Source organism: Mesorhizobium sp. WSM4935, from assembly GCF_029625735.1.
Lineage (GTDB): Bacteria > Pseudomonadota > Alphaproteobacteria > Rhizobiales > Rhizobiaceae > Mesorhizobium.
The window spans coordinates 17,299-43,494 of the sequence record NZ_JARTVR010000007.1 but is presented as its reverse complement, the minus strand read 5'-3'; the positions used below and the strand labels follow the sequence as shown (position 1 = coordinate 43,494).

28 protein-coding genes are annotated in these 26,196 nt (G+C 64.1%); 12 read left to right on the top strand and 16 right to left on the bottom strand.

Annotation, left to right across the window (positions count from 1 at the left end):
• Nucleotides 1-60 precede the first annotated feature (60 nt).
• The 3 genes from P9273_RS17635 to ku form a co-directional block, all read right to left on the bottom strand.
• The gene (locus tag P9273_RS17635; protein ID WP_278050050.1) at nucleotides 61-1,425 is read right to left on the bottom strand and encodes a cation diffusion facilitator family transporter; all 1,365 of its coding nucleotides are present in this window, start codon (nucleotides 1,423-1,425) and stop codon (nucleotides 61-63) included.
• A gap of 8 nt (nucleotides 1,426-1,433) precedes the next feature.
• On the bottom strand, nucleotides 1,434-1,691 hold the full coding sequence (locus tag P9273_RS17630) for a metal-sensing transcriptional repressor (protein ID WP_040973109.1): 258 nt from the start codon (nucleotides 1,689-1,691) through the stop codon (nucleotides 1,434-1,436).
• Between the two features lie 110 nt (nucleotides 1,692-1,801).
• A complete protein-coding gene (ku, locus tag P9273_RS17625) occupies nucleotides 1,802-2,626 on the bottom strand; it encodes a non-homologous end joining protein Ku (protein ID WP_278050049.1) in 825 nt (274 codons plus the stop codon).
• 359 nt (nucleotides 2,627-2,985) lie between these two features.
• On the opposite strand from ku, the gene P9273_RS17620 reads away from it, so the two are divergent.
• Entirely contained in the window at nucleotides 2,986-3,321 is a 336-nt protein-coding gene (locus P9273_RS17620; RefSeq protein ID WP_278050048.1) for a hypothetical protein, read from the top strand.
• A 61-nt stretch (nucleotides 3,322-3,382) separates the two neighbouring features.
• On the opposite strand, the gene P9273_RS17615 is transcribed toward P9273_RS17620, so the two are convergent.
• A complete protein-coding gene (locus tag P9273_RS17615) occupies nucleotides 3,383-3,532 on the bottom strand; it encodes a hypothetical protein (RefSeq protein WP_095770090.1) in 150 nt (49 codons plus the stop codon).
• Between the two features lie 247 nt (nucleotides 3,533-3,779).
• Here P9273_RS17615 and P9273_RS17610 point away from each other — a divergent pair, with 247 nt between their 5' ends.
• The 3 genes from P9273_RS17610 to P9273_RS17600 all read left to right on the top strand — a co-directional run bounded on the left by P9273_RS17610 (nucleotide 3,780) and on the right by P9273_RS17600 (nucleotide 4,717).
• A complete protein-coding gene (locus tag P9273_RS17610) occupies nucleotides 3,780-3,962 on the top strand; it encodes a hypothetical protein (protein ID WP_041001663.1) in 183 nt (60 codons plus the stop codon).
• A 59-nt stretch (nucleotides 3,963-4,021) separates the two neighbouring features.
• Nucleotides 4,022-4,402, top strand: a complete 381-nt coding sequence (locus tag P9273_RS17605) for a YkvA family protein (protein ID WP_278050247.1) — start codon at nucleotides 4,022-4,024, stop codon at nucleotides 4,400-4,402.
• Nucleotides 4,403-4,552: 150 nt separating this feature from the next.
• Nucleotides 4,553-4,717 carry a hypothetical protein gene (locus P9273_RS17600; RefSeq protein WP_278050047.1) on the top strand — a complete coding sequence of 55 codons (165 nt, stop codon included), beginning with the start codon at nucleotides 4,553-4,555 and terminating at the stop codon, nucleotides 4,715-4,717.
• A gap of 13 nt (nucleotides 4,718-4,730) precedes the next feature.
• On the opposite strand, the gene P9273_RS17595 is transcribed toward P9273_RS17600, so the two are convergent.
• Both P9273_RS17595 and P9273_RS17590 read right to left on the bottom strand, forming a co-directional pair.
• Nucleotides 4,731-4,952 (bottom strand): hypothetical protein, encoded by a 222-nt coding sequence (locus tag P9273_RS17595; RefSeq protein ID WP_278050046.1) that lies wholly within the window; start codon nucleotides 4,950-4,952, stop codon nucleotides 4,731-4,733.
• Between the two features lie 412 nt (nucleotides 4,953-5,364).
• Nucleotides 5,365-5,550 (bottom strand): hypothetical protein, encoded by a 186-nt coding sequence (locus P9273_RS17590; RefSeq protein WP_041001669.1) that lies wholly within the window; start codon nucleotides 5,548-5,550, stop codon nucleotides 5,365-5,367.
• Between the two features lie 564 nt (nucleotides 5,551-6,114).
• Between P9273_RS17590 and P9273_RS17585 the strand changes: the two genes are divergently transcribed.
• Together P9273_RS17585 and P9273_RS17580 are read left to right on the top strand one after the other, a co-directional pair.
• Nucleotides 6,115-7,512, top strand: a complete 1,398-nt coding sequence (locus P9273_RS17585) for a sensor histidine kinase (protein WP_041001671.1) — start codon at nucleotides 6,115-6,117, stop codon at nucleotides 7,510-7,512.
• Nucleotides 7,509-8,153 (top strand): response regulator, encoded by a 645-nt coding sequence (locus P9273_RS17580; RefSeq protein WP_041001673.1) that lies wholly within the window; start codon nucleotides 7,509-7,511, stop codon nucleotides 8,151-8,153. Before P9273_RS17585 ends, P9273_RS17580 begins: the two co-directional genes overlap by 4 nt.
• Before the next feature lie 128 nt (nucleotides 8,154-8,281).
• On the opposite strand, the gene P9273_RS17575 is transcribed toward P9273_RS17580, so the two are convergent.
• The 3 genes from P9273_RS17575 to P9273_RS17565 form a co-directional block, all read right to left on the bottom strand.
• On the bottom strand, nucleotides 8,282-8,731 hold the full coding sequence (locus P9273_RS17575) for a hypothetical protein (protein ID WP_278050045.1): 450 nt from the start codon (nucleotides 8,729-8,731) through the stop codon (nucleotides 8,282-8,284).
• A gap of 455 nt (nucleotides 8,732-9,186) precedes the next feature.
• The gene (locus tag P9273_RS17570; protein WP_278050044.1) at nucleotides 9,187-9,729 is read right to left on the bottom strand and encodes a hypothetical protein; all 543 of its coding nucleotides are present in this window, start codon (nucleotides 9,727-9,729) and stop codon (nucleotides 9,187-9,189) included.
• A gap of 265 nt (nucleotides 9,730-9,994) precedes the next feature.
• Nucleotides 9,995-10,846, bottom strand: coding sequence for an EamA family transporter (locus P9273_RS17565; RefSeq protein WP_278050043.1), 852 nt, complete (start codon nucleotides 10,844-10,846; stop codon nucleotides 9,995-9,997).
• 622 nt (nucleotides 10,847-11,468) lie between these two features.
• Here P9273_RS17565 and P9273_RS17560 point away from each other — a divergent pair.
• Genes P9273_RS17560 through P9273_RS17545 form a run of 4 tightly spaced genes read left to right on the top strand, consistent with a single transcriptional unit; the run spans nucleotide 11,469 to nucleotide 16,514 of the window.
• The gene (locus P9273_RS17560; protein ID WP_278050042.1) at nucleotides 11,469-12,611 is read left to right on the top strand and encodes an acyltransferase family protein; all 1,143 of its coding nucleotides are present in this window, start codon (nucleotides 11,469-11,471) and stop codon (nucleotides 12,609-12,611) included.
• The gene (locus P9273_RS17555; RefSeq protein ID WP_278050041.1) at nucleotides 12,608-13,717 is read left to right on the top strand and encodes a glycosyltransferase family 2 protein; all 1,110 of its coding nucleotides are present in this window, start codon (nucleotides 12,608-12,610) and stop codon (nucleotides 13,715-13,717) included. The genes P9273_RS17560 and P9273_RS17555 overlap by 4 nt, the downstream gene beginning before the upstream one ends.
• Nucleotides 13,714-14,745, top strand: a complete 1,032-nt coding sequence (locus P9273_RS17550) for a glycosyltransferase family 2 protein (protein ID WP_041001684.1) — start codon at nucleotides 13,714-13,716, stop codon at nucleotides 14,743-14,745. Before P9273_RS17555 ends, P9273_RS17550 begins: the two co-directional genes overlap by 4 nt.
• Entirely contained in the window at nucleotides 14,742-16,514 is a 1,773-nt protein-coding gene (locus P9273_RS17545) for an ABC transporter ATP-binding protein (protein ID WP_278050040.1), read from the top strand. The genes P9273_RS17550 and P9273_RS17545 overlap by 4 nt, the downstream gene beginning before the upstream one ends.
• A gap of 266 nt (nucleotides 16,515-16,780) precedes the next feature.
• Here the strand turns inward: P9273_RS17545 and minE are convergent, their stop codons facing one another.
• The 3 genes from minE to minC form a co-directional block, all read right to left on the bottom strand.
• Nucleotides 16,781-17,053, bottom strand: a complete 273-nt coding sequence (minE, locus tag P9273_RS17540; RefSeq protein WP_040973218.1) for a cell division topological specificity factor MinE — start codon at nucleotides 17,051-17,053, stop codon at nucleotides 16,781-16,783.
• Nucleotides 17,050-17,865, bottom strand: coding sequence for a septum site-determining protein MinD (gene minD, locus P9273_RS17535; protein ID WP_041001688.1), 816 nt, complete (start codon nucleotides 17,863-17,865; stop codon nucleotides 17,050-17,052). Before minD ends, minE begins: the two co-directional genes overlap by 4 nt.
• Before the next feature lie 103 nt (nucleotides 17,866-17,968).
• Nucleotides 17,969-18,886, bottom strand: a complete 918-nt coding sequence (gene minC, locus P9273_RS17530; RefSeq protein ID WP_041001690.1) for a septum site-determining protein MinC — start codon at nucleotides 18,884-18,886, stop codon at nucleotides 17,969-17,971.
• A 184-nt stretch (nucleotides 18,887-19,070) separates the two neighbouring features.
• Here minC and P9273_RS17525 point away from each other — a divergent pair, with 184 nt between their 5' ends.
• Entirely contained in the window at nucleotides 19,071-19,502 is a 432-nt protein-coding gene (locus P9273_RS17525) for an SgcJ/EcaC family oxidoreductase (protein WP_041001692.1), read from the top strand.
• 124 nt (nucleotides 19,503-19,626) lie between these two features.
• On the opposite strand, the gene P9273_RS17520 is transcribed toward P9273_RS17525, so the two are convergent.
• Nucleotides 19,627-21,147, bottom strand: coding sequence for an FAD-dependent oxidoreductase (locus P9273_RS17520; protein ID WP_278050039.1), 1,521 nt, complete (start codon nucleotides 21,145-21,147; stop codon nucleotides 19,627-19,629).
• Between the two features lie 91 nt (nucleotides 21,148-21,238).
• On the bottom strand, nucleotides 21,239-22,111 hold the full coding sequence (locus tag P9273_RS17515; protein ID WP_278050038.1) for a ferritin-like domain-containing protein: 873 nt from the start codon (nucleotides 22,109-22,111) through the stop codon (nucleotides 21,239-21,241).
• Between the two features lie 192 nt (nucleotides 22,112-22,303).
• On the opposite strand from P9273_RS17515, the gene P9273_RS17510 reads away from it, so the two are divergent.
• The gene (locus P9273_RS17510) at nucleotides 22,304-23,686 is read left to right on the top strand and encodes an FAD-binding oxidoreductase (RefSeq protein WP_278050037.1); all 1,383 of its coding nucleotides are present in this window, start codon (nucleotides 22,304-22,306) and stop codon (nucleotides 23,684-23,686) included.
• A 108-nt stretch (nucleotides 23,687-23,794) separates the two neighbouring features.
• Here P9273_RS17510 and P9273_RS17505 read toward each other — a convergent pair whose 3' ends face one another.
• Together P9273_RS17505 and P9273_RS17500 are read right to left on the bottom strand one after the other, a co-directional pair.
• Complete coding sequence (locus P9273_RS17505) at nucleotides 23,795-24,637, bottom strand: BA14K family protein (RefSeq protein ID WP_278050036.1); 843 nt, start codon at nucleotides 24,635-24,637, stop codon at nucleotides 23,795-23,797.
• Between the two features lie 399 nt (nucleotides 24,638-25,036).
• Complete coding sequence (locus P9273_RS17500) at nucleotides 25,037-26,167, bottom strand: KamA family radical SAM protein (protein ID WP_278050035.1); 1,131 nt, start codon at nucleotides 26,165-26,167, stop codon at nucleotides 25,037-25,039.
• Nucleotides 26,168-26,196 lie beyond the last annotated feature (29 nt).

The following is a 26,196-nucleotide window of genomic DNA, read 5'->3' as shown; positions in this document are numbered from 1 at the left end:
CGCGCCCTGTGTCGCGATAACGTCAGTTGGATTCGCGCCGGCACTCAAATGCCGCCCACATTACGCATGCGCGTGCTCATGGTGATGCCCTTCCGGCTCGGCCATGGCGAAAGGCAGATCCTCGCTGTCGGGACCCGCAACCAGTTGCAGCCTGGCGCTGAACTCGTGGGGCTCGGCCGGGGCGACCAAGCTTTGCAGATAGTGGTGATCGCCGCCGACCGGCGACAGCGGCAGGCTTTCGACCGCACCGTCCGCCCTTTCGATAGCGACGTTCGCCCGCAGACCCTCGGCGTGACGCGATAGGCGCAGCCGCATGCGCTCGCCTTGCGGCGTGTCGACGATTTCGAGCAGACCGCTGGCCAGCTTGCCCGAGACCAGGAACGGATCGGGCGCATGATGGTGGCCGCCTTCCGTCCGTGGCTCGGCAAAGCGCACCGTGGCGACGTCGAGCGCGGGAATGTGCGCGAACAGTTCGGCCTTGAGGGTTTCAGCGATATTGTTCGCGGCGGCGAGCAGCAGCCCGTCATTGACCGCGATCTCCACGTCGACATGCAGCTTGTGGCCGAGCCAGCGGGCCTTGGCGTCGGTCACCTTATCGATCCCGGCGACATGCTCGGCGGCGTGGTGAATCTCGCCGACAAGGCCGGGCTCGACACCGTCCAGCATACGCGTCAGGACCGAGCGCGCCGATTGCCAGACGATGCCGAAGATGGCGACCGTGATGATGAGGCCGATGACCGGATCGGCTAAAGGGTAACCGAGCCAGACGCCGACCGCGCCAGCAACGACGGCAAGGCTGGTGAGCCCGTCGGTGCGGGCGTGATAGCCGTCGGCGATCAGGGCCGCGCTGTTGATCTGGCGGCCGACGCGGATGCGGAACACCGCCACCGCCTCGTTGCCGAGGAAGCCGATCACGCCGGCCGCCGCCAGCCAACCCAGGAACTGGACCGGGCGCGGGTTGAACAGGCGGTTGACGGCTTCATATCCGGCCACAAGCGCGCTCGCCAGGATGATGAGCACGATGATGATGCCGGCCAGGTCCTCGACCCGGCCGAGGCCGTAGGTGAAGGTGCGGGTGGGCTTGCGCCGCACCAGCACGAAAGCGATCCACAGCGGAATGGCCGTGGTCGCGTCGGCGATATTGTGGATGGTATCGGCAAACAGCGCCACGCTGCCCGAGGCGATGACGACGACGATTTGCAAGGCGGCGGTGATCGCCAGGATCGCGAACGACCACTTGATCGCCCAGATGCCGCGATCGGTAGTGGCGATGGTGGCATCGATCACGCCATGCGTGTGACCGTGCGGTCCGTGACGGTCGTGGCGATGACCGCCATGGTCATGTCCGTCATGGTCAGGCCGGTCATGGTCATGGTCATGTCCATGCGCGCCGAAGCCGAACCAGTCCAGAACTTTTCCCCACATCGAACGCCTCACAGATATTTGGTGAGCTGCTTCAGCTCCTTGAGCGTATCCCTGGTCGGCTCGCCGCCTTCGACCAGGCAATGCTCCATATGGTCGTGGATCAGTTCGCGCTTGGCATTGCCCACGGCGCTTTCGACGGCATGGAGCTGTTGCGCGAGATCGAGGCAGGAGCGGCCCTGCTCGAACATGGTGAGCACGGCGGCGAGATGGCCGTGCGCGCGCTTGAGTCGGGCGATGATATCGGGATGGGAGCTGTGTATCGTCATGCCGCTATCCTATCCTCCAGGGTAGGATATAGCAAGCGATGCATCGCAGATCCACATGGACGGAACGGATTACCCGGCGATCCCGGCTTGGACGATTATCTCAGTCTTGATCAAGCAGACTTGCGGACCGGCTTCGCTTTCGACGGCGCCTTGATGCCTTCCTTGGCGAGGCTCTTCTTCAGCACCGCAGCCAGATCGATGACGTTTTCCTTCGGCTTGGGCTCGGCCTTCGGCAGCTTCTTGCCCTTGCGCTTGGCGTCGATCATCGCGATCAGCGCATCTTCATAGGTGTCCTCGAATTTCGACGGATCGAATTTCGTCACCTTCTTGTCGATCAGGAGCTCGGCAATCTCCAGCAGGTCCTTGTCGTATTTCGGCGACTTCAGATCCTCGAAGACGCTTTTCTCCGAAACCATCTCGTTGTGGGTGCGCAGTTCGGTGAGAAGCATGCCCTTGCCGAAGGGCTGGATCACCACCTCGCGGCCGCGCTGGTAGAGCACCACGCAGGACCTTGCAGCGACCCGCTTCTCCTTCATCGCCTCGCGCAGCAGGCTGAAGGCTTCCAGGGCGGCGCCGTCAGCGGGAATGAGGTAATAGGGTTTTTCCAGATAGCGAGTATCGAGGTCATCCAAGGCGACGAACTCGTCGACCTCCAGCGTATGCGCCGAAGTAAGCTTCAGCTTCTTGATCTCGTCGGGCTCGATCTCGATGAAATCATCCTTTTCCAACTCGAAGCCCTTGGTCTGATCCTCGGTCTCGACGACATCGCCGGTCTGCTCGTCGACATAAGCGCTTTTCACAGGCAAGCCGTCCTTGCGGTTCAGTATCTTGAAATGAACCTTTCCGGTTTCGCTGGTCGCGCCGACCAGCTTGACGCCGCACGAGACCGACCCGACCTTCAAAAAACCCTTCCAAACCGCGCGTGGCGCTACCATGTGCCATCCCTGGTGTCGTTTGTAATCAAAAGCAACATCTGGCGGCCCGCGTGGTTCCGCGCCACAGCAATCGGGGGCAAGACGGAAGGCATATGCGCGAGCGCGCTCGGTCTTGCGGCCGATCACCACATGCGCATCACCTTTCCGATGCCGTTGATGGCATCACCCGGCCATCGCGACTCCATGCAGTATCTGCCGCGAAATCCTTGCTTCATGTGAGCGGCCGGACCGCGGCGGCCGGCAGCCCGGAGGCAACCAAACACTTGTTTTCCCGTTTATTTCAGCAGGTGCCGGCACCAGCCGTGTCGCCAGCCAATTGGCTCCGGCCAACAACCGCACGGAGCAGAAAGGAGGCCGAAATGATACGGCCCGTTGTGGAAATAGGGGATAGGGTCGCGGTGGTCGCGACGGTGATGGAGCGCGTCAAGGACCGCGTGATGCTGACGCTCGACGGCGATAGCCATAATTATTCGATGGTCGAGCCCAACGCCAAGGTGGGCGACAAGCTCAGGTTCGAGGGAGAGGTCGTCCATGTCGATGAGGACCTCGGCCGCACGACCGTGCAGGTGCTGGGGCGCGTGAGCGTCGACACCAAGTCGGTCGAGATGATCACGCGACGTTGCGACCTCGACCATATCGGCTCCAATGTGCCTGGCCACCTGCGCCCACGCACGCCGCCGACACCACATGGCTGAACGAGCGGGTCGCGGCCCCTCTTCGCGTGCCCCTTTGGGCCGCGCCAAATCGTGAAGCTGCCTAATGGCGCTTGAAATATTGCACTTCGCGTTCGTGCTTTTCCGCGGCTTCGCGCGATTTAAAGGTGCCTAGATTGCGGCGCTTGCCAGTCCTGGGATCGACCTTACGCGAATAGAGCCGATATTCGCCAGATTTCAGCTTGCGGATCATGGCGGCCTCCTTGTGAACCAGGACTCTAACCCGGCCGGGACCGTCGCGGTTCCAGGCAGGCCGTCCCGCCCCCTTTGCGGCCCGGCAGCAAAAAGGCGCTGCTGTCGGTGAACCATTTCACGGACGCAAACGGCCAAATGTCGGAATCGACGCCGCAACGACACGATTTGGTCGGATTATTTGTATTCAAATTACTTTCGCGACGTTATGCGGATGTCGCTGAAGTGCCGCATCTGAGGAGGACGAGATGGTTACGGCGAAGCTTCATGGCGTTGAACTCGTCAGGGGCCAGAAGTGGACGGTGCGCGTCACCGCCTACGGCACGACGCTCACCTTCCCCTTCGAAGCCGAGCAGCATGCGCGCTCCTATGCCGACGGCCAGGCTTTCCGCCTCGGCGTCGAGGTTGTGGAATTGAAGGATTGCGCCTGAGCGGCCGAGCCATTGAGCGCCAAATGGCCTGGAGACCAGCGCAGCCGTATATAAGCGGCATGTCTATGCTCGATGCGGCAAAGCAGTGGGCGCGCAAGATCAAGCGCGACGTGGTGGCGCTCTGGATTGCCGCCCGCGATCCGCGTGTGCCCTGGTACGCAAAAGCCACCGCGGGTGCCGTCGCGGCCTATGCGTTGAGCCCTGTCGACCTCATTCCGGACTTCATCCCGATCATCGGCTACCTGGACGACCTGCTGATCGTGCCTGTCGGCATCATGCTCGCGGTCAAGCTGGTCCCGGCCGATCTGATGGGGGAATTCCGCGAAGAGGCCATGCGACGCGAGAAGCCGGTGAGCAAGGCCGGGCTCGCCTTCATGATCGCGCTCTGGACGCTGGCGGCGCTGACGCTCACCTGGCTGTGCTGGCCGAAGCCGGCCTAGCTACTTCAGCCGGCATGCTTGCGCATACGTTAGCGACGCCTCACCCAACAGCTGAATTAGCTATCACTTGTAATTGATGCAAATGAGGATCATGCTAGCGGAACGCGTGAAGTGACATGCGCAACGGGTGGTCAAAAAGGGGTCAGGCGTATGGAGTTCGCAGTCTGCTACGACCACAGCGGGTTTGATCTGGCGTGGTCGATCTTCCTCGATGTCACGGCTTTCTTCGCGCTCATGACGCCATGGGCGATCGCGCGGCTGGTCGAAATATCGCGCGAAGATGGCGCCGCCCGGCTACAGGCGGCCTGGGGCTGAAAGCCGCAAAAGTCTAGCCCTCGCGGATGACCTTTCGGATCGGCAAGTCGCCGAGCAACGCCGAACAATCGATCTCCTCATGGAAGTGCGCCTGCGGATCGAGCACCAGCCACGAAGCGTGGGTGCGAAGGTCCTTCAGCCTGGCGTTCTTTTCCGCGCGTGCCAGGCGCTCAGCCTCGGCAACCGAGGCCTGAAAAGGGCTTTCAGCCCTGTGACTATGAATGATCCTCGACATCGCGGCAGAAAACGCGCTTGCCCGCTCTTCGTTCCGTCGAAGGAGAAGGATCGGACGCCGCCCGTCCTGACGCGTCCCCTGTCCGAGGGAAGTGCCCCGGTCGCCATGCGTTACAATGTCGGCGCCGCAAGCATTTTAAGTTTGCGCCTTATCTCGAGCGGTATCGAGCGTGGGAGCGCGCCAGACCGGCGGCTGCGGAGCCCGGCTTGCCTTGGCGGTAAAAGAGTACGGCTCTTTGACAGGCAAGCCGGGCTGAAGCGCCGACCATTGGATTTCCTTGGGGGGAGCCGGCGCAAGGATAGAGTGTCGGCTTCCCTTTGCGCCGGCAATTGTTGCCGAGGTCCTATGCGCCAGCGCAATGGTCCGACCGGCCGGCCAATGAAAGCCATTCGGCGCCAGAGCGCCCGACCCGTCAAGTCCGCGTAAGACGGCCGCCTTTTTGCGATGTTTTCTTGACGAAAAGCTCGGCGTGCTGCGCCCATTCCGCTTCCGCGACATCGTTCTCACGGACAGACTGCCTGAAAGCTTCCCGCAGCGCCTCAAGTTCAAAGATCGACAACCGCTGATTACTTTTTTGCTTGTTTGTACCGGCGTCCATAATGCGTTGCCAAGATCCGCAAGGTTTCAGCTGATTATATAGACGGCGGTTGTTCGCCCCATCAACAGCTTGGCCATGACTTCTTTTGGGGGCAAATCTTGCTGCGTCTCCAGCGGCTTATGCCGGCACGGAGCAGCCAGCAGGGGCGCGGGGTGCGAGCGGCGTTATCCGATGGGTGGACCGCCACATAATTGGGACCACAATGAACGACAGGCGACTGTTGGACGGCCGGCATAGGCCGCCTTTTGGCGCCGTATTCGCCGGAGGATAAGTCTTTTGATATGGACCTCGGGCCTTAATGATGGTTGTCTCGGCGTCGCAGAGCCGCAAGAGATGATCCAAATCAGGTGGCAATCGGCCCGCGTCTTACCCGTCAACAGGAGCGGCGCGGGCTTTTGGCCTCGTGAAACAGAGCAGCCTTCCCTGGCTGCGAATCGGAGCCGCCCGCCGATACGGCCGGCAAATCGCCGGCCATTAACCTTCCCTACGGGCACGGACCAAGGTCGGTGTCGCAATTGCCTGCCCTCACCTATACTCTCCTGGACGGGCGGGTGAGCGGTGCCGATGTTCGGGAGGTATCTAAAACGTCTTGCACGAATCTGGGGCGGGCTCTCGCTTGCCTGGCAATTCGTGATCGCGGGCGGTATCGGCCTGCTGGCCGTGATGCTCGTGGTCGGGCTGTGGGTGACATCGCAGATCCGTGACGGCGTCATGCATAATTCCGCCGCGACCACCGCACTCTATGTCGACAGCGTGATCGCGCCGCTGCTGCCGGACATGCGCAAGAGCCGGGAGCTCGACGACACGGTCAAGCGGGCGCTGGACGAGACGCTCGGCCAGGGTGCGCTTGGGAAAAGGCTGGTGTCGTTCAAGCTGTGGCGGCACGACGGCACGATTCTCTATTCAAAGGATGCCACCCTTATTGGCAGGCAGATCAAGCCCAACGCCAACCTCATCGCCGCTTTCGCCGGCAACGTCATGGTCAAATACAACAGGCTCGAAGACGAGGAAGACGACAAGGAGCGGTCAATGGGCGTTCCGCTGCTCGAAATCTACAACCCGGTGCGCGAGCCCTGGTCGGGCGAGGTCGTGGCCGTGACCGAATTCTACGAATTGTCGGGCGACTTCGAGGAATCGCTGCACTCGGCCCTGTTGTGGACATGGCTGGTGGTGGCGGGCGCCACGGCGGCGGCGCTGGCGCTTCTCTCCGGCATTGTTTTCCGCGGCAGCCGCACCATCGTCACCCAACAGGCTGCGCTCGAGGCCAAGGTTTCCGAATTGCAGGCGGCTCTGGCGCAGAATTCGTCGCTGCGCCAGCGCGTGCAACGCGCCTCGCGCCGCGCCACCGCCATCAACGAGCGGTATCTGAGGCGCATCGGCGCCGACCTGCATGACGGGCCGGCGCAACTGGTGGCGCTCGCCGCGCTCAGGATGGACAGCCCGGTGCTGGTCGATCCGACCACATCGAGCACGCTGCGCGAGGCCGAGATCGCCGGCATCCACAAGACGCTCGGCGAAGCGATGCGCGAGATACGCGGCATCTGCAACGGGCTGGTGCTGCCGCAGATCGAGACGCAGGCCATTGCCGACATTTTGCGGCTCGCGGTGGCCGAGCACGAGCGGCGGACAGACACCAAAGTGTTGCTGACCCTGCCCGAGCGCTTGCCGGAACTCGGCACCTCGGAAAAGATCAGCATCTATCGCTTCGTGCAGGAAGGCTTGAACAACGCCTTCCGGCACGGCAAGGGCAAGGGCCAGCAGGTCAGGGCCACGACGAAAGGCGGCAAGCTCCTCGTCGAGGTTGTGGACACCGGCCCCGGCTTCGATCCGGCCCGAAGCGAAGGCCTTGGGCTTGCGGGACTCAGGGAACGTATCGAAAGCATAGGCGGACAGTTCGAAACGCTGACCGGCCCGGGAGGAACAAGACTGGTGATCACTTTGTCTGTCGAGGAGCAACCGTGAGCACGTCCATCCGCATCGCAATAGTCGACGACCATCCCCTGTTTCGCGAGGGTGTGGCGCGCAGCCTGGGCGAAATAGGCGGCTTCGAACTCGTGGGCGAAGGCGCCAGCGCCGAGGACGCCGAAAGGCTCGCGCGCGCCAGCACGCCCGATATCCTCCTGCTCGACATCAGCATGCCGGGCGGCGGCCTCAACGCGCTCGCCAGCATTCTTTCAACGATGCCCGACCAGAAGATCGTCATGCTCACCGTGTCGGAGACCAATGTTGACGTCGCCCAGGCGCTGAAGGCCGGCGCGCGCGGCTATGTGCTGAAAGGCGTCGGCTCCAAGGCGCTGGCCGAGATCCTGCGCGACGTCGCCAACGGCCAGAGCTACGTATCGCCGAGCCTCTCGGCCAGGCTGCTTTCCGACCTTTTGCAGCCCACCGGCAGCAAGCCCGATCCGCTCAGCCAGCTCACCGGCCGCGAGGCCGAAATCCTGAAACTGGTCGCGGAGGGGCTGAGCAACAAGGAGGTTGCCGCCCGGCTGTCGCTGCAGGAGAAGACGGTCAAGCATCACATGACCAGGGTGCTCGCCAAGCTCAACGTGCGCAACCGCACGGAGGCGGCGTTGCTGATGCATGAGGCGAGGGAAAGGAACTGAGGGAATTGGGGAATTGAAGAACTGAAGAACTGAGGAAGCGGGGAACTGGGGAAACGGTGATCTCTCCCTTCTTTCTTCAATTCATCAATTCTTCACTTCCTGTTCCTCCTCTAGCTCCTCCAGAACCCTCACAGGCTCAGCAGACGATTCAAGTCCTCTTCCGTCGCCTGCCGCTCGATGATGGTGCGGCCTTGCGCGTCCGTCATCTCGAAACGGCCGTTCCGGACCTGCTCCTTCATGCCGTTGCGATGGATGACGGTGACCTTGTCGCCGTCGATCGAGAGCGTGTCGCCGGTCGCGGCGTTGGTGTAGCTGTTCTTGGTCCCGGGGTTGGTATTGCCCTTGCCGCTGTTGTTGCCCGGCCCGGCATTGGGGTTGTCGCCACCGGCATTGCTGTTGCCCTGGCCATTGCTGTTGCCGTTGTTGCTGCCGTTGCCGGAATTCGAGCCGCCGGCCGAGCCGGAATTCGAGCCGCCGGCGGAACCCGAATTGCCGCCGTTGCCGTTGCCGTTTCCACCTCCATTGCCATTGCCATTGCCGTTGCCGGCATAGGCGGCGGCCGATACGAGCTTGGTCATGTTGGCCGGCGCCGACAGACAGGGCGCAACGACAACTGCCAGCGCGGCAACGACGCGCAGCACAAGGTGAGCTGGCCTTTTGCAGGCGGGTTGGTGCATTCCGTCCTTTCTTGCGGGTCCGTCTCGGCATAGCCGAAGTTCCGCCCACGGGACAGGCGCGACGGAACAGTGTTTTAATCCTGCAAGGATTCACATTCCGGCAGAAGACGGAAGCGGCCCACGACCCATGCCCCGACCGGTCGGACCATTTCCGCCACCATGACTGACCAATGTCGCAGGCGGCGAACATCGCCGCGCTGGAAAAAATTACCCCCGCACGAAGGCGGGGGTAAGGTGAGTAGCCAGGTTCTACCGCAACACGATCAGGACCGCAGAGACGAAGCAAAAGGTGGCAACCTGATTTTGCAGCGCTGACCTTCGGTCCCTTAAGATCTAATCTGGATAAAACCTCGCTCTCACAAACTCTTCAGGCGATTGAGATCGGCCATGGTGGCCTTGCGGTCGACGATAGTGCGTCCGTATTTGTCTTCCATCCTGAACCGGCCGTTCTCGATCTTCTCCTTCATTCCATTGCGGTGCGTGACCTGGATTTTGGTGCGGGTGGCCTCAATCTTGTCACCCGTCAGGGCGTTGACATGACTATCAACATCGGCGGCGCTTGCCGCACTGGTGCTGCTGTTCTTGCCGCTGTTGCCGTTATTGTTCCCGTTCCCGTTATCGCCGCTGCTGTTTCCGCTATTGCCGTTTCCGTTATTGCCGCCGCTATTTCCGTTGCCGTTCCCGTTGTTGCCGCCGCTGTTACCGTTTCCGTTCCCGTTGTTGCCGCCACCGTTCCCGTTTCCGTTGCCGCCGCCATTACCGTTGCCATTGCCGCCTTTGCCGGCATAGGCTTTGGTCACGACCGGGCCATCGAGGGAGAGACTGAAAGGCGCGACAATAAGCGCCAACGCAGTCAGCGCTCGCAAGACCAGCCTGCAGCTCCTGCGCGTTAAGCGCATTCCGCTCTCCCCATGCCAGCCCTTCAGCCCGTCGGCCGAGCTACCCCACCGGCAATGTCGCAGCATAAGCATCCCCAATCAGCAGGTCATTAGGAAGTGGCCCACGACCCTTGTCTTGTCCGCTCGGACTTATTTCAGTTCTCTTTAGGACCTAAGTCTTATCTCGGCCCCCGGATGTGGTCGAACACTTCCGTCCTGGGATGAATTTTCCAGGTCGACCAAGCTGTTAACGAGTTCGCGCTCGCGGCATGTCCGCAAGATACGCTCAGGCCGGCAATGGCACCGGCCGCCGCGACGCAACCGCCGCGCCGAAGGCGGCGGCAATGACGGCGGCGATGCCCACGCACTGCAAAAGACTGAGCTTCTCCGCCAGGAACAGGAAGCCGGTCAGCGCGCCGCCGGCCGGCTCCAGGCAGACCAGCATTCCGTAGACCTTGGCCGGCATGCGGGCCAGCACCAGCATTTCCAGATAGAAGGGCAGCGCGCTAGAGAACAGGCCGACCACCGCCGCGCCCGCCATGATGTGCGGGTCGGTGAGGTAGGCTTGAGCGGCGCTGAAGCCGAAAGGCAGCGCCAGCACCGCGGCGATCGCCATACCATAGGCGGAAGTGCGCACGCCGAGCTCGGCGCCGGCCTTCTGCGCGAAGATGATGTAGAGCCCCCAGCAGGCGCCCGCCGCCAGCGCCAGCGCCACGCCCAGCGGATCGAGCCCGCGGCTGATACCGGCAAAGGGCGACAAAAGCACGATGCCGACGACGGCCAGCGCCACCCAGACGAGGTCGAGTAGGCGCCTGGAGCCGAGCGTGGCGACAAATAGCGGCCCGGTGAATTCAAGCGCCACGCAGATGCCGAGCGGAATGCGCTGGAGCGCGGCATAAAACAGCAGGTTCATGGCGCAGACCGTGACGCCATAGGCTGCGAGCCAAGGCAGGTTTCTCCGCGAGGGCAGCACCTTCCAAGGCCTCAGCACCGCCGCCAGCATCAGCGCGCCGATGGCGAGCCTCAGCATAGTCGTGCCTTCCGACCCCAGCACCGGGAACAGGCCCTTGGCGAAAGCGGCGCCAATCTGCACCGACAGGATTGCGCCGAGCAGGCCAAGCACCGGCATTGTGCCCATGTGAGCGTCCGGTCGTGCAATCGGCGTCGACGTCACTTGCTCTCCATTTCCCTGCTCTTGTCGGGATTGGAGATAAGGCCTTTGGGGCTGCGCCGTCGTGAGGCAGCAGGCGGCGAATGGTGGGACAAGCGGCTCCGACCGAGCCTGCTGCACCGCACAAGAACTTGAAAAGCAAGGTTTTTTACAGAGGCTCTCCATAGAACTTACGGTTGCGGTCGAGCCTTCTCTCAATATTTCCCATCATACTCGCTACGGTTGCTTGGAAGCCTTCCGACATGTCCCAGCGATTGATGTTTTCCAAAACTCAGACCAATTACCGACGCTTGAATAGGACCATTGGACATCTCTGATTATATTTTTAAGGCACAACTATTTCCGTCACACCGCGACATCACATCTTGTTTCATGGGCGTAAGCATTTTGTGTTGCGCCGCAACATCGGCCGAGACAATCGTGGGCCGGGGGCATGCCTGTTGGAGGATGCCATTATTGTGACTCGGATGGGCATTCCGCGGGCCCGCACGGATTGCGCCCCCGGCCCGGACCGCGAGTCGTCGGCCCGCAGCGGCGAGGTTTGCTCGATCCCTGCCGCGCGGCGCGACCGATACGGCGGATGCCGCTGATGGCGAACGCGCGCGACATCCAGCTCGACGCCTTGCGGGGCGTTGCGGTGACGCTGGTGCTCTACTCGCATTTCTTCGCTCCAGGCGGCTCGTCATTCGTCGGCCATCTCGGGGTCAGGCTGTTCTTCGTGCTTTCCGGCTTCCTTATCACCCGGCTTTTGCTGGACGCGCGTGACACCGGTGCATTCGCCGCCGGGCCGGCGCTACGTTCCTTCTATGCCAGGCGCATGATCCGGATATTCCCACCCTATTTCGCGGTGCTGGGAGTGGTGTGGCTGGCTTCGGAACAATCCAGGCCATCGTTCGCCTGGCATGCGCTCTACCTCTCGAATTTCTGGTATGCGCAGCAAAACGACTGGACGCCCTGGCTGCTCTGCCATTTCTGGAGCCTTAGCATCGAGGAGCAGTTTTACCTGGTCTGGCCGCTGGTCGTGCTTCTCGCGCCGCGCCGGCGCATCGAGGCGATCACCATCGGCGTTATCACCTTCTCGCTCGCCTACCGGTTCTACGGGCCGATTGCCGCCAGCCCGGCGCTTGCCCGCGACCTGCTGCCGCCGGCCTCGATGGACGCCCTTGGCTGCGGCGCCCTTCTTGCCGTGCGCCGCGCCCGGGGCGCGGATGCGCCGCAATGGATGCGGCTCGGCTGGCCGGCCCTGGGGGTGATGTTCCTGCTCGTGGTCCGGTCCGATCCCGGGCTGGCGAATTCCGCCTGGGAGTGGCCTCGCTGGATCCTGGTGCAGGTGCTGCCGCTGGTCCCAATGCTGGCAATCGTCGCGGCGTGCTCGAACGGCCTCGGCGGCGTGCCGGGCAGGCTGGCCGAACTCCCGCCGCTGCTGTGGCTTGGCCGCATCAGCTACGGCGTATACCTCTATCATTCGATCCTTCTCGCCTTGACCGTCAGAGCCCAGTCGTGGATTCCGGTCAACGTCTCGGAACAGGGGCCGGGGCGGTTCTTCGTCGCGGGCGCCGCCACGCTGATCGTCGCCTCGCTCTCCTGGGTGTTTTTCGAAAAGCCGCTCAACGGTCTCAAGCGCTATTTCCCCTATGTCGAACCATCGCGCCCGCGCGGCGCGAGCGAGGGGCGCAGGTTGCGCACCGCCCCGGCGCTCGATCTGCAGCCAACGGACCGGAGCCGGCCATGACCGCGGCACCCCTCATCTCCGTGCTTTTGCCGGTCTACAATGCCGAGCCCTATGTGGCCGCGGCGGTACAATCGATCCTGCGGCAGGACTACGGCCGGCTCGAGCTTATCGCCATCGACGACGGATCGACCGACCGGTCGCTGGAGATCCTCGACCGCTGCCGCCGGGACGACAGCCGCGTTTCCATTATCTCGCGCGAAAACCGCGGGCTTGTCGCCAGCCTCAATGAGGGACTGGCGATCGCGCAGGGTGAGCTCGTCGCGCGCATGGACGCCGACGACTTCGCCTATCCCTGGCGGCTGTCGCGCCAGGCGGCGCTGTTTGCCGCCCGGCCCGAGCTCGGCTTCTGCGGCGCGCTCGTCGATATGCTGCTGCACGGCCGCGTCGCCAAGGGACGGCTCGATCCGGTGTTCCGTCTCGACCTCTCGGTGCTCTCAAAATTCTTCACGATCTTCATGCATCCGACGGTGGTCTACAATCGCCGGATCATCGGCGAGGCCGACCTGGACTACGACGGCTTCTACCGGCATGCCGAGGATTTCGACCTCTTCCGGCGGCTGGCCGAGCGCTATCCGGCGGCGCTGATACCGGAAAGCCTGCTCGTCTACCGCCTGCATCCCGGCAGCGTGACCAGCCGGCACGCCAGGGAGATGCGGCGCACGCATCTCAGAATTGTCAGCGAGAATCTGGAGAGCGAGGGGCTGACGGAAGACGGCGCGAACCTGCGCGCGATTGGCGAGACGGTCACCTTCGACACCGTGGCCCGGGCCGCGGCTTTCATCTGTGCTCTTGAGGAGCGGATCGCCGCGCTTCCCGATACGACGAGGCCGAGCTTCGAGGCCGGCGCGCTCAACCTGTTCTATTTCCTCTACCAGCTCGTCAATGACGAGGAGCGGCCGGCGCTGGCGCATGAATTGCTGACGCTAACGGGGAAATGGAACGTGATCCGCCGCCGCGAGAAATACGCGCTCATCCCTGGCGCCCGGGCACCCTGGTTGAGTCAGGCTTCGATGCGGGCCGGCAAATGCGCCGACTGGGTTGCCTATCGCTTCAAATCCGCCCCGGCGGCATCGGTGCTCGCGCCCTACCGGACGGGGGTGGCATGAACGCCGAACGCCATCCGCTGCCGCGGCACCTGCGCCCCGCCCTGCCCCCTCCTCCGTGGCCCAGGCAGCGGCCGCAGGTCTCCTTCATCGTGTGCACGCGCGATCGGGCGGCGGTGCTCAAGGCCTGTGTCGATTCGATCCACGCCGCCTGCCGGGCGCATCCCGCCTTCACCGCAGAGCTGGTGGTGGTCGACAACGGCTCTCGCGACGGCACGGCCAGCTATCTTTCAGCCGCCGCCGCGACCTTGGACATTGCGCTGACCGCAATCTCGGAGCCTCGCCCCGGGCTGGCGGCGGCGCGCAATGCGGGGCTGGCGCGGGCGCGCGGGCGGGTGCTGGTGTTCATCGACGACGACTGCCGGCTCGACAGCAGCTACCTCGTCGACCTGGAGAGGCATTATGCGAGCGGAGAGAAATGGCTGATCCGCGGCGGCCGCGTCGAGATCGGCGACGCGCGCGACCTGCCCTTCACCATCAAGCGCTGCGACAAGCGCGAACGGTTGACGCCGACCGTCCATCCGGGCGGCTTCGTGCTGGGCTGCAACATGACCATGCACCGCGACGTCGCCGCCCGCATCGGCCCCTTCGACGAACGATTCGGCGCCGGTGGAGCGCTCCGCTCGGCCGAGGACACCGACTATCTGGTGCGGGCGGTGCTTGCCGGCATGGCGGTGGAATATGTGCCCGACATGACTATCTTCCACCATCATGGCCGGCGCGATCGCGAGGCGATCGACCGCCTGCACCGCGACTATCATTTCGGCAACGGCGCGCTCTGCCTTAAGCATCTATGTCGCGCGCCGTGGCTGCTGCGACATTTCTACTGGGCCGCGCGCGCCGCTCTGCGCGAGCTTGCCGGCGGGCCCAGATTCGATGGCGAGCTCAGTCTATCGCACTGGCCCATCGTTCTGATGAACCTCGCGGGCGCGGCGAAATTCGCGTTTCTGATGCTGGCCAGACGTCCGCCGCGAAAAGCCCGAAGCGCCCAGCAAACGACCGAGGCCGGGATGGAGGCCAGCGCGCCATGAGCGGGCGGCCGACGCTGTCGATGCTGCGCCAGGCGCTCCACCGCCGGCAGCTCGGCCTGCTGCCGATCGTCGTCGCGCTCGGGCTTGCAAGCGCAGCGCTCGAAGGTTTCGGCATCGGCCTGATCATCCCGCTGCTCGGCATCGTCATGGAGCATGGCGACACAGCCGGCATGGCAGGATTCTCGGCCCTGCTGCAAAAGGTTGGCGCGGGGCTTGGCGAGCGCGAGCGGTTGATCGCGATCGCGGCCGCGATCCTCGGCTCGATCCTGCTCAAGAACCTGCTTGCCTTCGCCAATTCGGTCCTCACGGCCCATATCTACGGCAAGGCGGGCCAGGCGATCCGCGCGGCGCTCGCGGGGCGGCTGCTTGAGGTCGGCTATCCCTTCTTCCTGAAGGAGAGCCCAGGACGCTTGCTTAACATCATTTCCAATGAATCCTGGCGTGCCTCCGACGCCATCCAGGCAATGCTCGGCTCGATCGTCAGCGCCTCGGCCGCACTGATCCTGCTAGGCTTCCTTTTGCTGCTCTCCTGGAAGATGACGCTTTTGGTTATGATCGGGCTGGCGCTGGTGCAAGGGGGGCATATGGCGCTGTCGGCGCGTCTGCAGGCGCCCAGCCGCAGCGTTACGGCGCGCAACAGCGCCTTGGCCTCGCGGATGCTGCATCTGGTGCATGCCGGCCGATTGATCCGCATCTTCGGCCAGGAAGAGCGCGAAAAGGCGGCATTCGAGACGGCGTCGGACGGCGTGCGCCGGGCGGCCTTCCAGCTTGCCAACCGCCAGGGCGCGCTGGGACCGCTCACGGAAGTACTGCACGCCATGCTGTTCCTGGCGGTCGTGATCGGCGCCTGGCTGGCGGGCTTGAGTTTCCCGCTGGTCGCCGCATTCCTTATCCTGCTCTACCGCCTGCAGCCGCATGTCAGGGCGCTGCAGATGACCTGGAGCCAACTGCAGGGGCTTTCCGGCTCCCTGGACGAGGTGAACTGGCTGCTCGACCCGACGGGCAAGCCAGCGCCGCCGCAGGGCAGCCGGCCCTTCGCCACTTTAAGCGAAAAAATCGCCTTCGAGGGCGTGAGCTTTAGCTATGCCAATGAGGAGCAGCGCGCGGCGGTGCTGCATGCGGTGAGCTTCAACATAAGAAGCGGCCGCTCCACCGCGCTGATCGGTCGCTCCGGCGCCGGCAAGACGACCATCGTCAACCTGCTCTGCCGCTTCGTCGAGCCGGACGGTGGACAAATCCTCGTCGACGGCACGGCGCTCGGCGAGATCGATCCGGTCGCCTGGCGGACGCATATCGCCTTGGCCAGCCAGGAACTGGAACTGGTGGACGGCACCATCCTGGACAACATCACCTATGGCAAGGACAGGGCGAGTGTGGAAGAAGCGCGGCGCGCGGCAGAGCTTGCCGAGGCGCATGAGTTCATCGAACGCCTGCCGCAAGGCTATCAGACGGTCGTCGGCTATCGCGGCGTCAACCTGTCGGCCGGACAAAGGCAGCGCATAGCGCTCGCCCGTGCGCTGGTGCGCGATCCCGACATACTGATCCTCGACGAGGCCACCAACGCGGTGGACGGGCTTTCGGAAGCGGCGATCGTGGAAACGCTGAGATCACGCGCCGGCCGCCGCACCACGATCGTCATCAGCCACCACCACTCGACGATCTCGTTCTGCGACGACCTGGTGATCCTGGACCATGGGCGGGTGAAGAAGCAGGCGCCCTTCGCGGAGCTCGCTGCGCGCAGCATGGATGAGCTGTACCGGCCGGAGTGAGGGGCGTGGGGCGGCGTTTGGCGTCTTCGTCATCCTAGGGCGGAGCAAGGAGCGAAGCGACGCGCGCAGACCCTAGGATCCATGCCGTGACGCTAAGGCGTTGGTATGCTTATAGAATTCTGCGCCGCGGCACTCTATGCCCAAGGTCACGGCATGGATCCTCGGGTCAAGCCCGAGGATGACGAAGCGTTAGCGCAGGCCCCCTCTCCGCCCCGCTGCGCGGGGCACCTCTCCCCCGTCCTTGGCGGGGGAGAGGAATCCACGTCCTACCCCGCCATCGCCAGCGGCACGGCGCTCTTGTTGGGGATCTGGATGTCGATCTCCAGCGTCGACATGGTCGCGCCGCGATCCATCGAGACCTGGAGATAGTCCTGGTCGATCTGCACATGCTTGGCGATGACCGCCATGATCTCCTCGCGCAGGATGGAGACGAGGTCCGGCTGGCCGCGGCTTTGGCGCTCATAGGCGAGCAGCAGCTGCAGCCGCTCGCGCGCCACCGGCGCGCTGGTGCGCCGCTTGAAGAGGTCGAGGATGCTCATGCGGCCCTCCTTCCGAGAAGCCGGTCGAGGAAGCCCTTGCGTTCGAAGGGGACGACCACCGGCAGGTCCTCGCCTTCCAGGCGTCTTGCCGCTTCGAGATAGGCTTTGGCGGCGGAATTGATCGGCTCCGACAGCGTCACCGGGGAGCCTAGGTTCGAGGCGCGCAGCACATCCTGGCTTTCCGGGATGATGCCGAGCAGCGGCGTCGACAGGATTTCCAGCACGTCGTCGATCGACAGCATCTCGCCGCGCGCGGCGCGGGCGGCGTCGTAGCGGGTCACCAGCACGTGCTTCTGGATCAGCTCGCCCTGCTCGGCCTTCATCGTGCGGGCGTCGAGCAGGCCGATGATGCGGTCGGAATCGCGCACCGACGAGACTTCCGGGTTGGTAACGATGACCGCTTCGTCGGCGAAGCGCATGGCAAGCTGGGCGCCACGCTCGATGCCGGCCGGGCTGTCGCAGAAGACATAGTCGAAGACCGAACGCAGCCTTGCGATGACTTCGGCGACGCCCTCTTCGGTCAGCGCGTCCTTGTCGCGTGTTTGCGAGGCCGGCAGCAGATAGAGCGTCTCCAGCCGCTTGTCGCGGATCAGCGCCTGCGACAGCTTCGCCGTGCCCTGGATGACGTTGACCAGATCGAACACCACGCGGCGCTCGGCCCCCATGATGAGGTCGAGGTTGCGCAGACCGACGTCGAAATCGACGAGCGCCACCTTCTTGCCGGTCTTGGCCACGGCGGCGCCGAGCGCGGCCGTCGAGGTCGTCTTGCCGACACCCCCCTTGCCCGAGGTGACCACCACTACCTTGCCCATATTCATCCAGCCTCCGTTGGCGATTCTTATGCTCGGTCCTGCCGCTTGGGACACGGCCGACTCCCACTACAGTTGCACGCGAAACCGGTCCGAAGCTTGCGCATCAGCCGAGCGGCACCACGCACAGCGCATCATTGTCGAGGAAGGCCTGCACGGCCTTGCCGCGCGAGGTGCCTTCCATCTCCTCGGCCGTGGTGTACCAGCCGTCGACGGCGAGCAGTTCGGCCTCGTTCTTGCGGCAGAAGATGCGCGCCGAAACATTGCCTTCCGAGCCGGCGATCGCGCGGCCGCGCAGCGTGCCATAGACATGGATCGAGCCGCCGGCGACGATTTCCGAACCGGACGCGACCGAGCCCAGCACGATAACGTCGCCATGTGGATGGAACACCGACTGCCCCGAGCGGATCGGCGCCTTGATCATCAGCGTGCCGGCGGCGGCCGACATGTCCGCCGCGCCCTGCCCCGCATTCGTCGACCCCGATTGGGCCGTATCGCTCTGCGCCAGCTCGATCCGGACCGCTTCGAGCCTTGCCAATTCGGGGTCCACCGGTTCGTCGCCGGACATCTCTATGGGGGAAACTTCCGCCTGCGGGGCCTCCGCGGTTGACTGCGTCATCTGGGCGGCATGGACCCGCTCCTCGGCCGCGGCTTCCAGTTCCTCCGCCCGCGCCTTGCGCGCGGCCCGGCCCAGCAGCCCCTCGGCCGTCGCCTCCTTGGCGCCGGCCAAGAGCGGCGGCAGTTCAGGCCCGAGCTCGGCGCCTTCCAGTTCGATGGCATAGACGCGAATGCCGCGCGAGCCGAGCACGCCGACAAGTGCTGCGATCTCCTCCGGCCCCGGCTGCAGGACGTTCAGGTCCAGCACCACCGGGCGCCCGTTGAAATAGCCCGGCGAGTTGGCGATCCAGCGATCCAGCCCCTCCAGCCAGTCGGCAATCGGCGCCTCCGGCGTCAGCGTGAAAGCGACGAAGGAACGGGCGCGAAAGCGAATCGATTTGTTGTGCAGGGGAGCGGCGAAGGTCACGTCCAGGCGAATCCTTACTCAATGGTTAAAGGGTGCCGGTCGAATGGTTAACAAAAGGTTAATTTTGGGAATCGGCGCCGTTAAGGAAGTGGCGCGGCTAAGTTCTGTGGCTGTGTGGTGACAGGGCCTGCCGAGGCCGCTATCGTCTCGCCCCCGGCCAGCGGAAAGCAAGGGAGATCATGTCATGAGGTTGGAGGTCAGCAGACCCGAGGACGCCGCAACGGCCTTCGCCGATGCCTGGAACAGACATGACATGGACGACTTCGCGGCGCTGTTTTCCGAGGATGCCAATTTCGTCAATGTCGTGGGCATGTGGTGGAAAAACCGCGCCGAGATCGAAGCGGCGCACCGCGCCACTCACGCAACGATGTTTCGCGACAGCCGGTTGGAGGGTGTCGTCTCGTCAGTCGTCGAGCTGTCTCCCGGCCTTGCATCGGTGCATTATAGATGGACCCTGACCGGCGCGTCCGCCCCGGACGGCTCACCCGCCGGAACACGGGAAGGCATTCTGCTTCTGGTGGTGAAGAAGGAACAGTCCGGCTGGCGGATCAAGGTGGCCCAAAACACCGACATTGTCCCGGGTGCGATCGCTCCCCCTGCCAACGCAAGCAGATAGAGCGGCGCGCGATTCGGCCATATGAAATACCGGCGGTGCCAAGCCAGGCACCATCCAAAGGACCCTCCACCCTTGAGAGACAAGGAGATGGGCATGGGTAGCAGTTGGCCGCTCTCCGACCGAGCTAGGCCAAGGGCCGCATCGCTGGGCCATTGAGGACAGCTCCGTCCGGGGCGAACTGGGAGCCGTGGCAGGGGCAATCCCAGCATTGCTCGGTCGAATTCCAGTGCACGATACAGCCGAGATGGGTGCAACTGGCCGAATGGCGGTGGAGCTTGCCGTCGCGGTCGCGGCACACGGCGAACTTGCTCAAGCCGTCCTGAAGGATGCCGCCTTCGCCCGGCTTGAGATCGCCGGCCGACTTGACCTCACCGGGCAGCAAGTAGCCGGCAAGGTTCTTCACCGTTGTAAGGTTCTCATTAACATAGTGCGCAAGCGCGGCGGGCGGGGTCCGGTCGGGTGCATAGACAGCTTCCCAGGGGTTCGATCCGTCCACGATCAGATCGCGGATCAGCAATCCGGCGAATGCGCCATGCGTCATGCCCTGGCCGGAATCGCCGGTGGCGATAAAGACGTTGCCGTTGCCGGGGCTTCGGCCGATGAAGCCGCAATAATCGATCGTTTCAAGAACCTGACCGGACCACCGCGCTCTTTCTCCGCCAAGGTCGGGCACCAATGCCCTGATCCAGGCTTCGAGCGCAGCAAAGCGTGCCTCGCCGTCATCCGCTTCGCCCGATTTGTGATCGCGGCCGCCGGCGATGAGATGGTCCGTCGTGCCGTGGCCGGGGTTCAGGCGGACATAATAATAGGGATCGTCCATGTCCCAGTAGAGCGCATCCGGGAGGGTTCCCTTGGGGATGTCGAAAGCCATCGCATAAGTGCGGTAAGGCGCCATCTTGCTGTGGATCTTGACCCATGTGTTGATCGGGGAGTTGGTGGCAAACACCGCGTTCGAAGCGGTAACGGTGGAGCCGCCGTCGCATTTCAAGCGAATCTGCTCCCCTTCCTCTATCTCAAGGACGGCGCTGTCGGCGAATGCCTTGCCGCCTTGCTTCTCGAAATCGGCCAGCAGCGCGCGCAAATATTTCAGCGGGTGGAAGGTGGCCTGGTCGGGATAGCGCAGGATGGGCGCCGATTCATGGCCCTTGAGCGGCACGCCCTTGCCATGCTCAGCCTCGGCGCCGATCTTTGCCGCAGCCGCATACTCCTTGTTGCATTCTCTGGCGGCCTCTTTCTCGTCCATCCATGCGGCAGGGAAAAGAAAGCCGTCCAGCCGCCGGAAATCGCAGTCGATCTCCAGCCTGGCGACGTGCCGTTCGATGCGGTTGACGGCGGCTTGTTGGCTCTCCTGAAATCCGCGCGCCAGGGCCTCGCCGCGCATGTCGATCAGCGCGCTCAAGCCATCGTCGCAGATCGGCGCCAGATGGGCGGTCGTGCGCGATGTCATGCCCCCGAGCAACGGGCCACGATCCACGAGCACCACCTTGCGTCCTGCCAGTGCCAGTTCATAGGCAATCGAAACCCCGGCCATGCCGGCTCCAACGACGGCCACGTCGCAATGCTCGTCCTGCTCGAGGCGGGGAGCGCTGGGCAAGCTGGCGTCGAGCGTCCAAAGGGATCTGGTCGCTTCGCTGCTGACGTTCATCGCGCGCTCCGTCGATACGACATGGAATGGCCGGCGACCAATGCAGCACAGCGCGGGTTGTGGGTCATCGTGGCCGGTTCCATCCTCGCGGCTAGGTGCTCTTGAGCGTGCCGTTCATCCCGTTCGGATAAAAGCCACCCTTGCTCACACCCGATTGATCGGTCAGATAAACAATGCGCAGCACCTCCTGCGGCGTCCTTGTGAAGGCAATCGCATCCGGCGTTGAGGGAACGAAGTTGGCCTTGCCGTCGACGCGAATGCCCTGGTCTTTGTCATCAGGCCCATCGATCTTGTCGCGTGCGTCGGAAACCGCATTCGCTGCTTTCCATGCCTTCTCGCCCATGCGATAGAGCGTCGACCGCGCCATCCCCATGTGATAGGCCTCGACCGCGAGAATTCCAGCGGCGGCAGCCAAGAATTCCTTATTCTTCAGGACAGTTGCCGCACCGGCGTAGGCGGTGACACCGACATCTTCGAACAGCATGCCGCCAAGCACGAAGTTCATCTGGTTGCCGAATGGGTCGAAGTCGGCACCGAGGCCGGCCGCCTTGGCGACCGCGGCGAAGCCGGCATCGAAATCGATCGCCGGCCGGTCCACCGCATTCGACCCAAGTGTCTTGCGATAGAACCTGACATGGGCAAGTTCATTTTCCGCGACCTCCCGCATGAATTCACCGAGCGCGGGCGTTTCGAAGGCAACCTTTTTGCCGCCGACCACATCGCCGGGCTTGGAACCGACATCTGAATCCTCGATGCCTTTTCCTGTGGTGCCGCGGAGGTAATATTCAGCTTCCATATATTCTAGGTTGAGGGCGAAGCGGAAAATGTCTTCGTCCTTGATGTCATCCTGTGCGAAAGCAGGCGAAACCGGGGCAACGCCGGTCACTGAAGCGAGCGTCGCTCCGAGACCAATTTGCAATGCACCGCGGCGAGAAACATGAAGTGAAGGCGTGACACGGATCATAGCTTCCTCCCGAAGCCCGCCTATAAGCCGTCCTGGCCTCGAACGAGCGGGCCATCCCGCCAAACTCCGCTAAACGCAGAATGTTCCTGAACCGAGCCGCTAGGCTGGACCCGAGGGCCCTTGGCGTGCCGGCGTGACTCCCGAGCTGCGGTTCCTTTATAGGATAAGCTTCTTCTTCCGCCGGATCCCTTCATGACCCTCCTCCCCTCCCTCCGTTCTGCCCTCCCCACCGCCACCATCTGGGACGCTGCCGAGCTCGCCACCCGCGATCCGGGCTTCGATACCCGCAATTTCGGCGCCTCGGCGCTGGTGCGGCCGCGCGATACGACAAGTGTCACGGCGCTGGTACGGTTTTGCGCGGAGCATGGCATCAGCCTTGTCGCGCAAGGTGGGCGCACGGGGCTGGCCGGCGGAGCGGCGACGTCTTCCGGTCAGGTGATCTGCGATCTCGGCGGGCTGAACCAGATCGAGGAGATCGATCCGTTCGCGCGGGTGGCGATCGTGCAGGCGGGGGTGACGCTGGGCGCGCTGCAGGAGGCCGCAGCCGGGCATGGGCTCGACCCGGGCATCGATCTTGCCGCGCGCGGTAGCGCCACCATAGGCGGCATGGTTTCCACCAATGCCGGCGGCATCATGGCGTTTCGCAACGGCACGATGCGCCACCGCGTGCTCGGGCTTGAGGCGGTGCTGGCGGACGGGCGGGTGTTTTCCGACCTCACCCGGGTGCTCAAGACCAGCGCCGGCTACGACCTGAAGCATCTCTTCATCGGCGCGGAGGGCACGTTGGGCATCGTCACCCGCGTGGCGGTGCGGCTCGACCCGGTCGCCGGTGCCACCGCCACGGCGCTTGTCGGCGTGCCGGATGCGGCGAGCGCCCAACGCATCGTGCGGCATTTCCTGGCCTCGACCAGCGCCCGGCTCACCGCCGCCGAGATCCTGTGGCGCAATTTTGCTTCGCTCATGCAGGGGGCGCTGGGCTATGCGCCCGGCAGCCTGCCGCTCGACGCACCCTGCCTTCTGGTGCTGGGGCTCGGCGCCGACTCGATCGAGGCGGCAAGAAACGTGCTTGAGGACGGGCTGGCGGCGGTCTGGGAAGAAGCCGGCATCATCGACGGGCTGGTTGCGAGCTCCGAGGCGCAAGCCGCAGCGATGTGGCGGCTACGCGAGGAGACGGTTGAGATCGAGCGCGCACACCCGATGGCGCCCTCTTTTGACGTCTCGGTGCCCGGCGGTGCGCTGGACGCCTATGTTGCGCGCATCGAGGCCGCGTTGAAGAAGATCAACGCTTCATACGCGCCTTACGTCTATGGTCATCTTGCTGACGGTAACCTGCACATCTCCATCAACTGCGAAGGCCCGCTTTCGCATGAGCGACACACGGCGATCGAGGACGTGCTCTATGACGGCCTACGCGAGGCCGGCGGCTCATTCTCGGCCGAGCATGGGGTGGGGTTGGAGAAACGCGAGGCCTATGAGCGGCATGCGGATCCGGTGAAGCTGGATTTGGCGAAGGCGATCAAGGAATTGATCGATCCGGGTAATGTGATGAATCCGGGAAAGGTGGTGAAGCTCTGAGGCGCTTCTGCTCGGCCCCATAAAATGGCGGTGAGGTGGCTCGGCGAGGCCGAGGGGGAGCGGGAGCGCCTCCGAAGGAGTTGGAGCGAACCTGCGGTGAGGAAACCCCTACTCGCACTGTCGGCGCGGGCCCCCGTCGAAGGGCTGGTAAGTGTTGTCACGCGGGTCGTAGGAGCGATAGCGGCTGAAGCAGTAGTCGACATGGTCGGCGGAGACCGCACGGCCCTGTTGGCGAGCGGCTTCGGCCTCGGGTGAAATCTCTTCTGGCGGGCCGCCATAGGTGGTGGCGTAGCCGTCGCCGGACGCAGCGTAGCCTTCCATCTCGGCCTGGTCGTCGCTCATCCGGTCGCCACTCGCGGCACTCTGGCGGTCGTTTGCTGCTGTCTGATCGTTGGCCTGATCGTTCTGGCCGGTAGAAGCGGTGCGGTCCCCATTGGGGTCGTAATAGGGCGAGATGCAGGGGCGCAGCTCGCCGCTGTAGGAGCGGTAGCTGTTTTCCGCCGGGCGGTAGCTGCGATAGCGGGCGGCGCACCATTGCAGATGGGCAGCGGGCAGTTGCTGTTGCTGCGCCTGCCGATCGGACGCGGCCGGTTGCTGAACCGCGCTGGAATCTGTTGGAGGCTGGCCCGTCTGCGCCGCGGCGGACTCAGGCTGCCGTGACGCTGCGGGCGATCCAGGCGCGGCCACCGCCGCAGTCTGCAAGCCTTTATCGGGCTTCGACGGCTCGCCGGCCTTGGCGGCGGTCGCCTGCTGAGCGGGAATGCGTTGAAGGTTCTGCTTCTGGGGATCGACGGGTTGGGCGTCCTTCGTCCAGAGCTCGGAAACGCCGATCGCGGGCGTCGCCTGGCGCACCGGCTTGGCGGCCAGCAGCCAAGTGGCGAAGGCAAGCCCGCTGGCGAACACGGCGAGGGTTAGCACGAAGCCGCCGACAATTCCCAACAAAGCCTTCACGCAACGCTCCTTCAGCCCCCGCTCATAGAATGCGGGGCGCGGAATCCAGTTCCCAACGGGAAGAGGGCAATGTTGAGACCCGCCCAGCAGCAGCGGGAGAGCCCCGCATGCCCCGGGGAGAGGCAGGCGAGGCTCAAGGATCGCTAGAAGGGACCTAGCTTGGGACTTTCTCGGTACAGACTTTGATGATCCAAAAGGATCGAGCGCAGTGTCGCGCCTTTTCCGGCCCGCTGCATCGTGCAAACGCAGGAGTAAAAGCACGCGATCCTTCGTTCACATGGTGCTGTTTTGACAACTTCGACCCACGCTGGTCTCAGCCGGCGGGGACCACGGCCCGGCAGCCGGCAAATTGCCCCGACAGGACTGCCGGGCCGCGTTTGAGCGGCGGAGCCTCTCGCTTCAGATGTCCGCCACCACCTCGGTATAGGCCCTCTCCTTGCCGTCCTGGCCGCGAATCCTCCACGTCCGCCCTTCCCGCCCCTCGATATGGCTCGCGGCCAGCGGCACCTTGCCGCCGCCCTCCGGCAGGTCGATGACGTAGGTCGGGTTGCAGATGCCGGAAAGCCGCCGTCGCAGTCCGGCGACGAGCGCCTGGCCTTCGGCTATCGTGGTGCGGCGGTGCGCCATGCCGCGCGCGAGGTCGCCGTGATGCAGGTAGTAGGGCTTTACGCCGAGCCTGTACATCAGCTCGCGGCAGAGTTCCTCCAGCACCTCGACCTTGTCGTTGACGCCTTTCAGGAGAACGCTCTGGTTGAGCAGCACGAAGCCCGCCTGCCGCATGGCGCGGCAAGCCGCCTCGGCCGCCGGCGTGAGCTCGCGCGGATGGTTGAAGTGAGTGACCACGCTCACCATCAGGCGGCCCTGCAGCGCCTCGATCATGCCGGGCGTGACGCGTGACGGCAGCGCCACCGGCACGCGGGTGTGGATGCGCAGAAGCCGCAGATGCGGGATCGCCTCCAAGTGGGCGAGGATTTCTGCCAGCGCCTTGTCGGGCAGCGACAGCGGATCGCCGCCGGTCAGGATCACCTCGCGGATTTCCGGGTGGCCTGCGATATAGGCCAGCGCCGGTTCAAGCGCCTCGCGCGTGTAGCCGCGGCCGATGGAAGTCAGCGACTCCTTTCTGAAGCAGAAGCGGCAGTAGACCGCGCATTGATAGGTCGGGAACAGAAGCACGCGGTCGGCATGGCGGTGCGTCAGACGCGGCACCGGGCTGAAGGCATGGTCGCCGATCGGATCGTCGAGCTCGCCCTCGGTGGCGACCAGCTCATCCGGCGACGGGATCACCTGGGCACGGATCGGATCGTTCGGGTCGCTCCAGTCGATCAGGTCGAGATAGGGTTTTGGCACGCGCACCTTGTGCACGGTGGCGGCTTCCTGCGCGGCGGCGCGCTCGGCGTACGAGAGCGGCAACGGGGCAAGGTCGCGGACATGGCGCACGCCAGCGCGGATGTCGGCTTGCCAGGCGGCATCATCTTTTTGGGCGGAATGAGGATCGCGCGCGGCGGCCGGCTCTCTGAGGTCTGAGGTCATCGGGATCTCGGGTGGCAAATTCGGGCGGG

Bases quoted from the DNA above. Each gene is read 5' to 3' on its own strand.
- P9273_RS17635 (WP_278050050.1), bottom strand. From the start codon at position 1,425: ATGTGGGGAAAAGTTCTGGACTGGTTCGGCTTCGGCGCGCATGGACAT.
- P9273_RS17630 (WP_040973109.1), bottom strand. From the start codon at position 1,691: ATGACGATACACAGCTCCCATCCCGATATCATCGCCCGACTCAAGCGC.
- ku (WP_278050049.1), bottom strand. From the start codon at position 2,626: ATGGTAGCGCCACGCGCGGTTTGGAAGGGTTTTTTGAAGGTCGGGTCG.
- P9273_RS17620 (WP_278050048.1), top strand. From the start codon at position 2,986: ATGATACGGCCCGTTGTGGAAATAGGGGATAGGGTCGCGGTGGTCGCG.
- P9273_RS17615 (WP_095770090.1), bottom strand. From the start codon at position 3,532: ATGATCCGCAAGCTGAAATCTGGCGAATATCGGCTCTATTCGCGTAAG.
- P9273_RS17610 (WP_041001663.1), top strand. From the start codon at position 3,780: ATGGTTACGGCGAAGCTTCATGGCGTTGAACTCGTCAGGGGCCAGAAG.
- P9273_RS17605 (WP_278050247.1), top strand. From the start codon at position 4,022: ATGTCTATGCTCGATGCGGCAAAGCAGTGGGCGCGCAAGATCAAGCGC.
- P9273_RS17600 (WP_278050047.1), top strand. From the start codon at position 4,553: ATGGAGTTCGCAGTCTGCTACGACCACAGCGGGTTTGATCTGGCGTGG.
- P9273_RS17595 (WP_278050046.1), bottom strand. From the start codon at position 4,952: ATGTCGAGGATCATTCATAGTCACAGGGCTGAAAGCCCTTTTCAGGCC.
- P9273_RS17590 (WP_041001669.1), bottom strand. From the start codon at position 5,550: ATGGACGCCGGTACAAACAAGCAAAAAAGTAATCAGCGGTTGTCGATC.
- P9273_RS17585 (WP_041001671.1), top strand. From the start codon at position 6,115: ATGTTCGGGAGGTATCTAAAACGTCTTGCACGAATCTGGGGCGGGCTC.
- P9273_RS17575 (WP_278050045.1), bottom strand. From the start codon at position 8,731: ATGACCAAGCTCGTATCGGCCGCCGCCTATGCCGGCAACGGCAATGGC.
- P9273_RS17570 (WP_278050044.1), bottom strand. From the start codon at position 9,729: ATGCGCTTAACGCGCAGGAGCTGCAGGCTGGTCTTGCGAGCGCTGACT.
- P9273_RS17565 (WP_278050043.1), bottom strand. From the start codon at position 10,846: ATGGGCACAATGCCGGTGCTTGGCCTGCTCGGCGCAATCCTGTCGGTG.
- P9273_RS17560 (WP_278050042.1), top strand. From the start codon at position 11,469: ATGGCGAACGCGCGCGACATCCAGCTCGACGCCTTGCGGGGCGTTGCG.
- P9273_RS17555 (WP_278050041.1), top strand. From the start codon at position 12,608: ATGACCGCGGCACCCCTCATCTCCGTGCTTTTGCCGGTCTACAATGCC.
- P9273_RS17550 (WP_041001684.1), top strand. From the start codon at position 13,714: ATGAACGCCGAACGCCATCCGCTGCCGCGGCACCTGCGCCCCGCCCTG.
- P9273_RS17545 (WP_278050040.1), top strand. From the start codon at position 14,742: ATGAGCGGGCGGCCGACGCTGTCGATGCTGCGCCAGGCGCTCCACCGC.
- minE (WP_040973218.1), bottom strand. From the start codon at position 17,053: ATGAGCATCCTCGACCTCTTCAAGCGGCGCACCAGCGCGCCGGTGGCG.
- minD (WP_041001688.1), bottom strand. From the start codon at position 17,865: ATGGGCAAGGTAGTGGTGGTCACCTCGGGCAAGGGGGGTGTCGGCAAG.
- P9273_RS17525 (WP_041001692.1), top strand. From the start codon at position 19,071: ATGAGGTTGGAGGTCAGCAGACCCGAGGACGCCGCAACGGCCTTCGCC.
- P9273_RS17520 (WP_278050039.1), bottom strand. From the start codon at position 21,147: ATGAACGTCAGCAGCGAAGCGACCAGATCCCTTTGGACGCTCGACGCC.
- P9273_RS17515 (WP_278050038.1), bottom strand. From the start codon at position 22,111: ATGATCCGTGTCACGCCTTCACTTCATGTTTCTCGCCGCGGTGCATTG.
- P9273_RS17510 (WP_278050037.1), top strand. From the start codon at position 22,304: ATGACCCTCCTCCCCTCCCTCCGTTCTGCCCTCCCCACCGCCACCATC.
- P9273_RS17500 (WP_278050035.1), bottom strand. From the start codon at position 26,167: ATGACCTCAGACCTCAGAGAGCCGGCCGCCGCGCGCGATCCTCATTCC.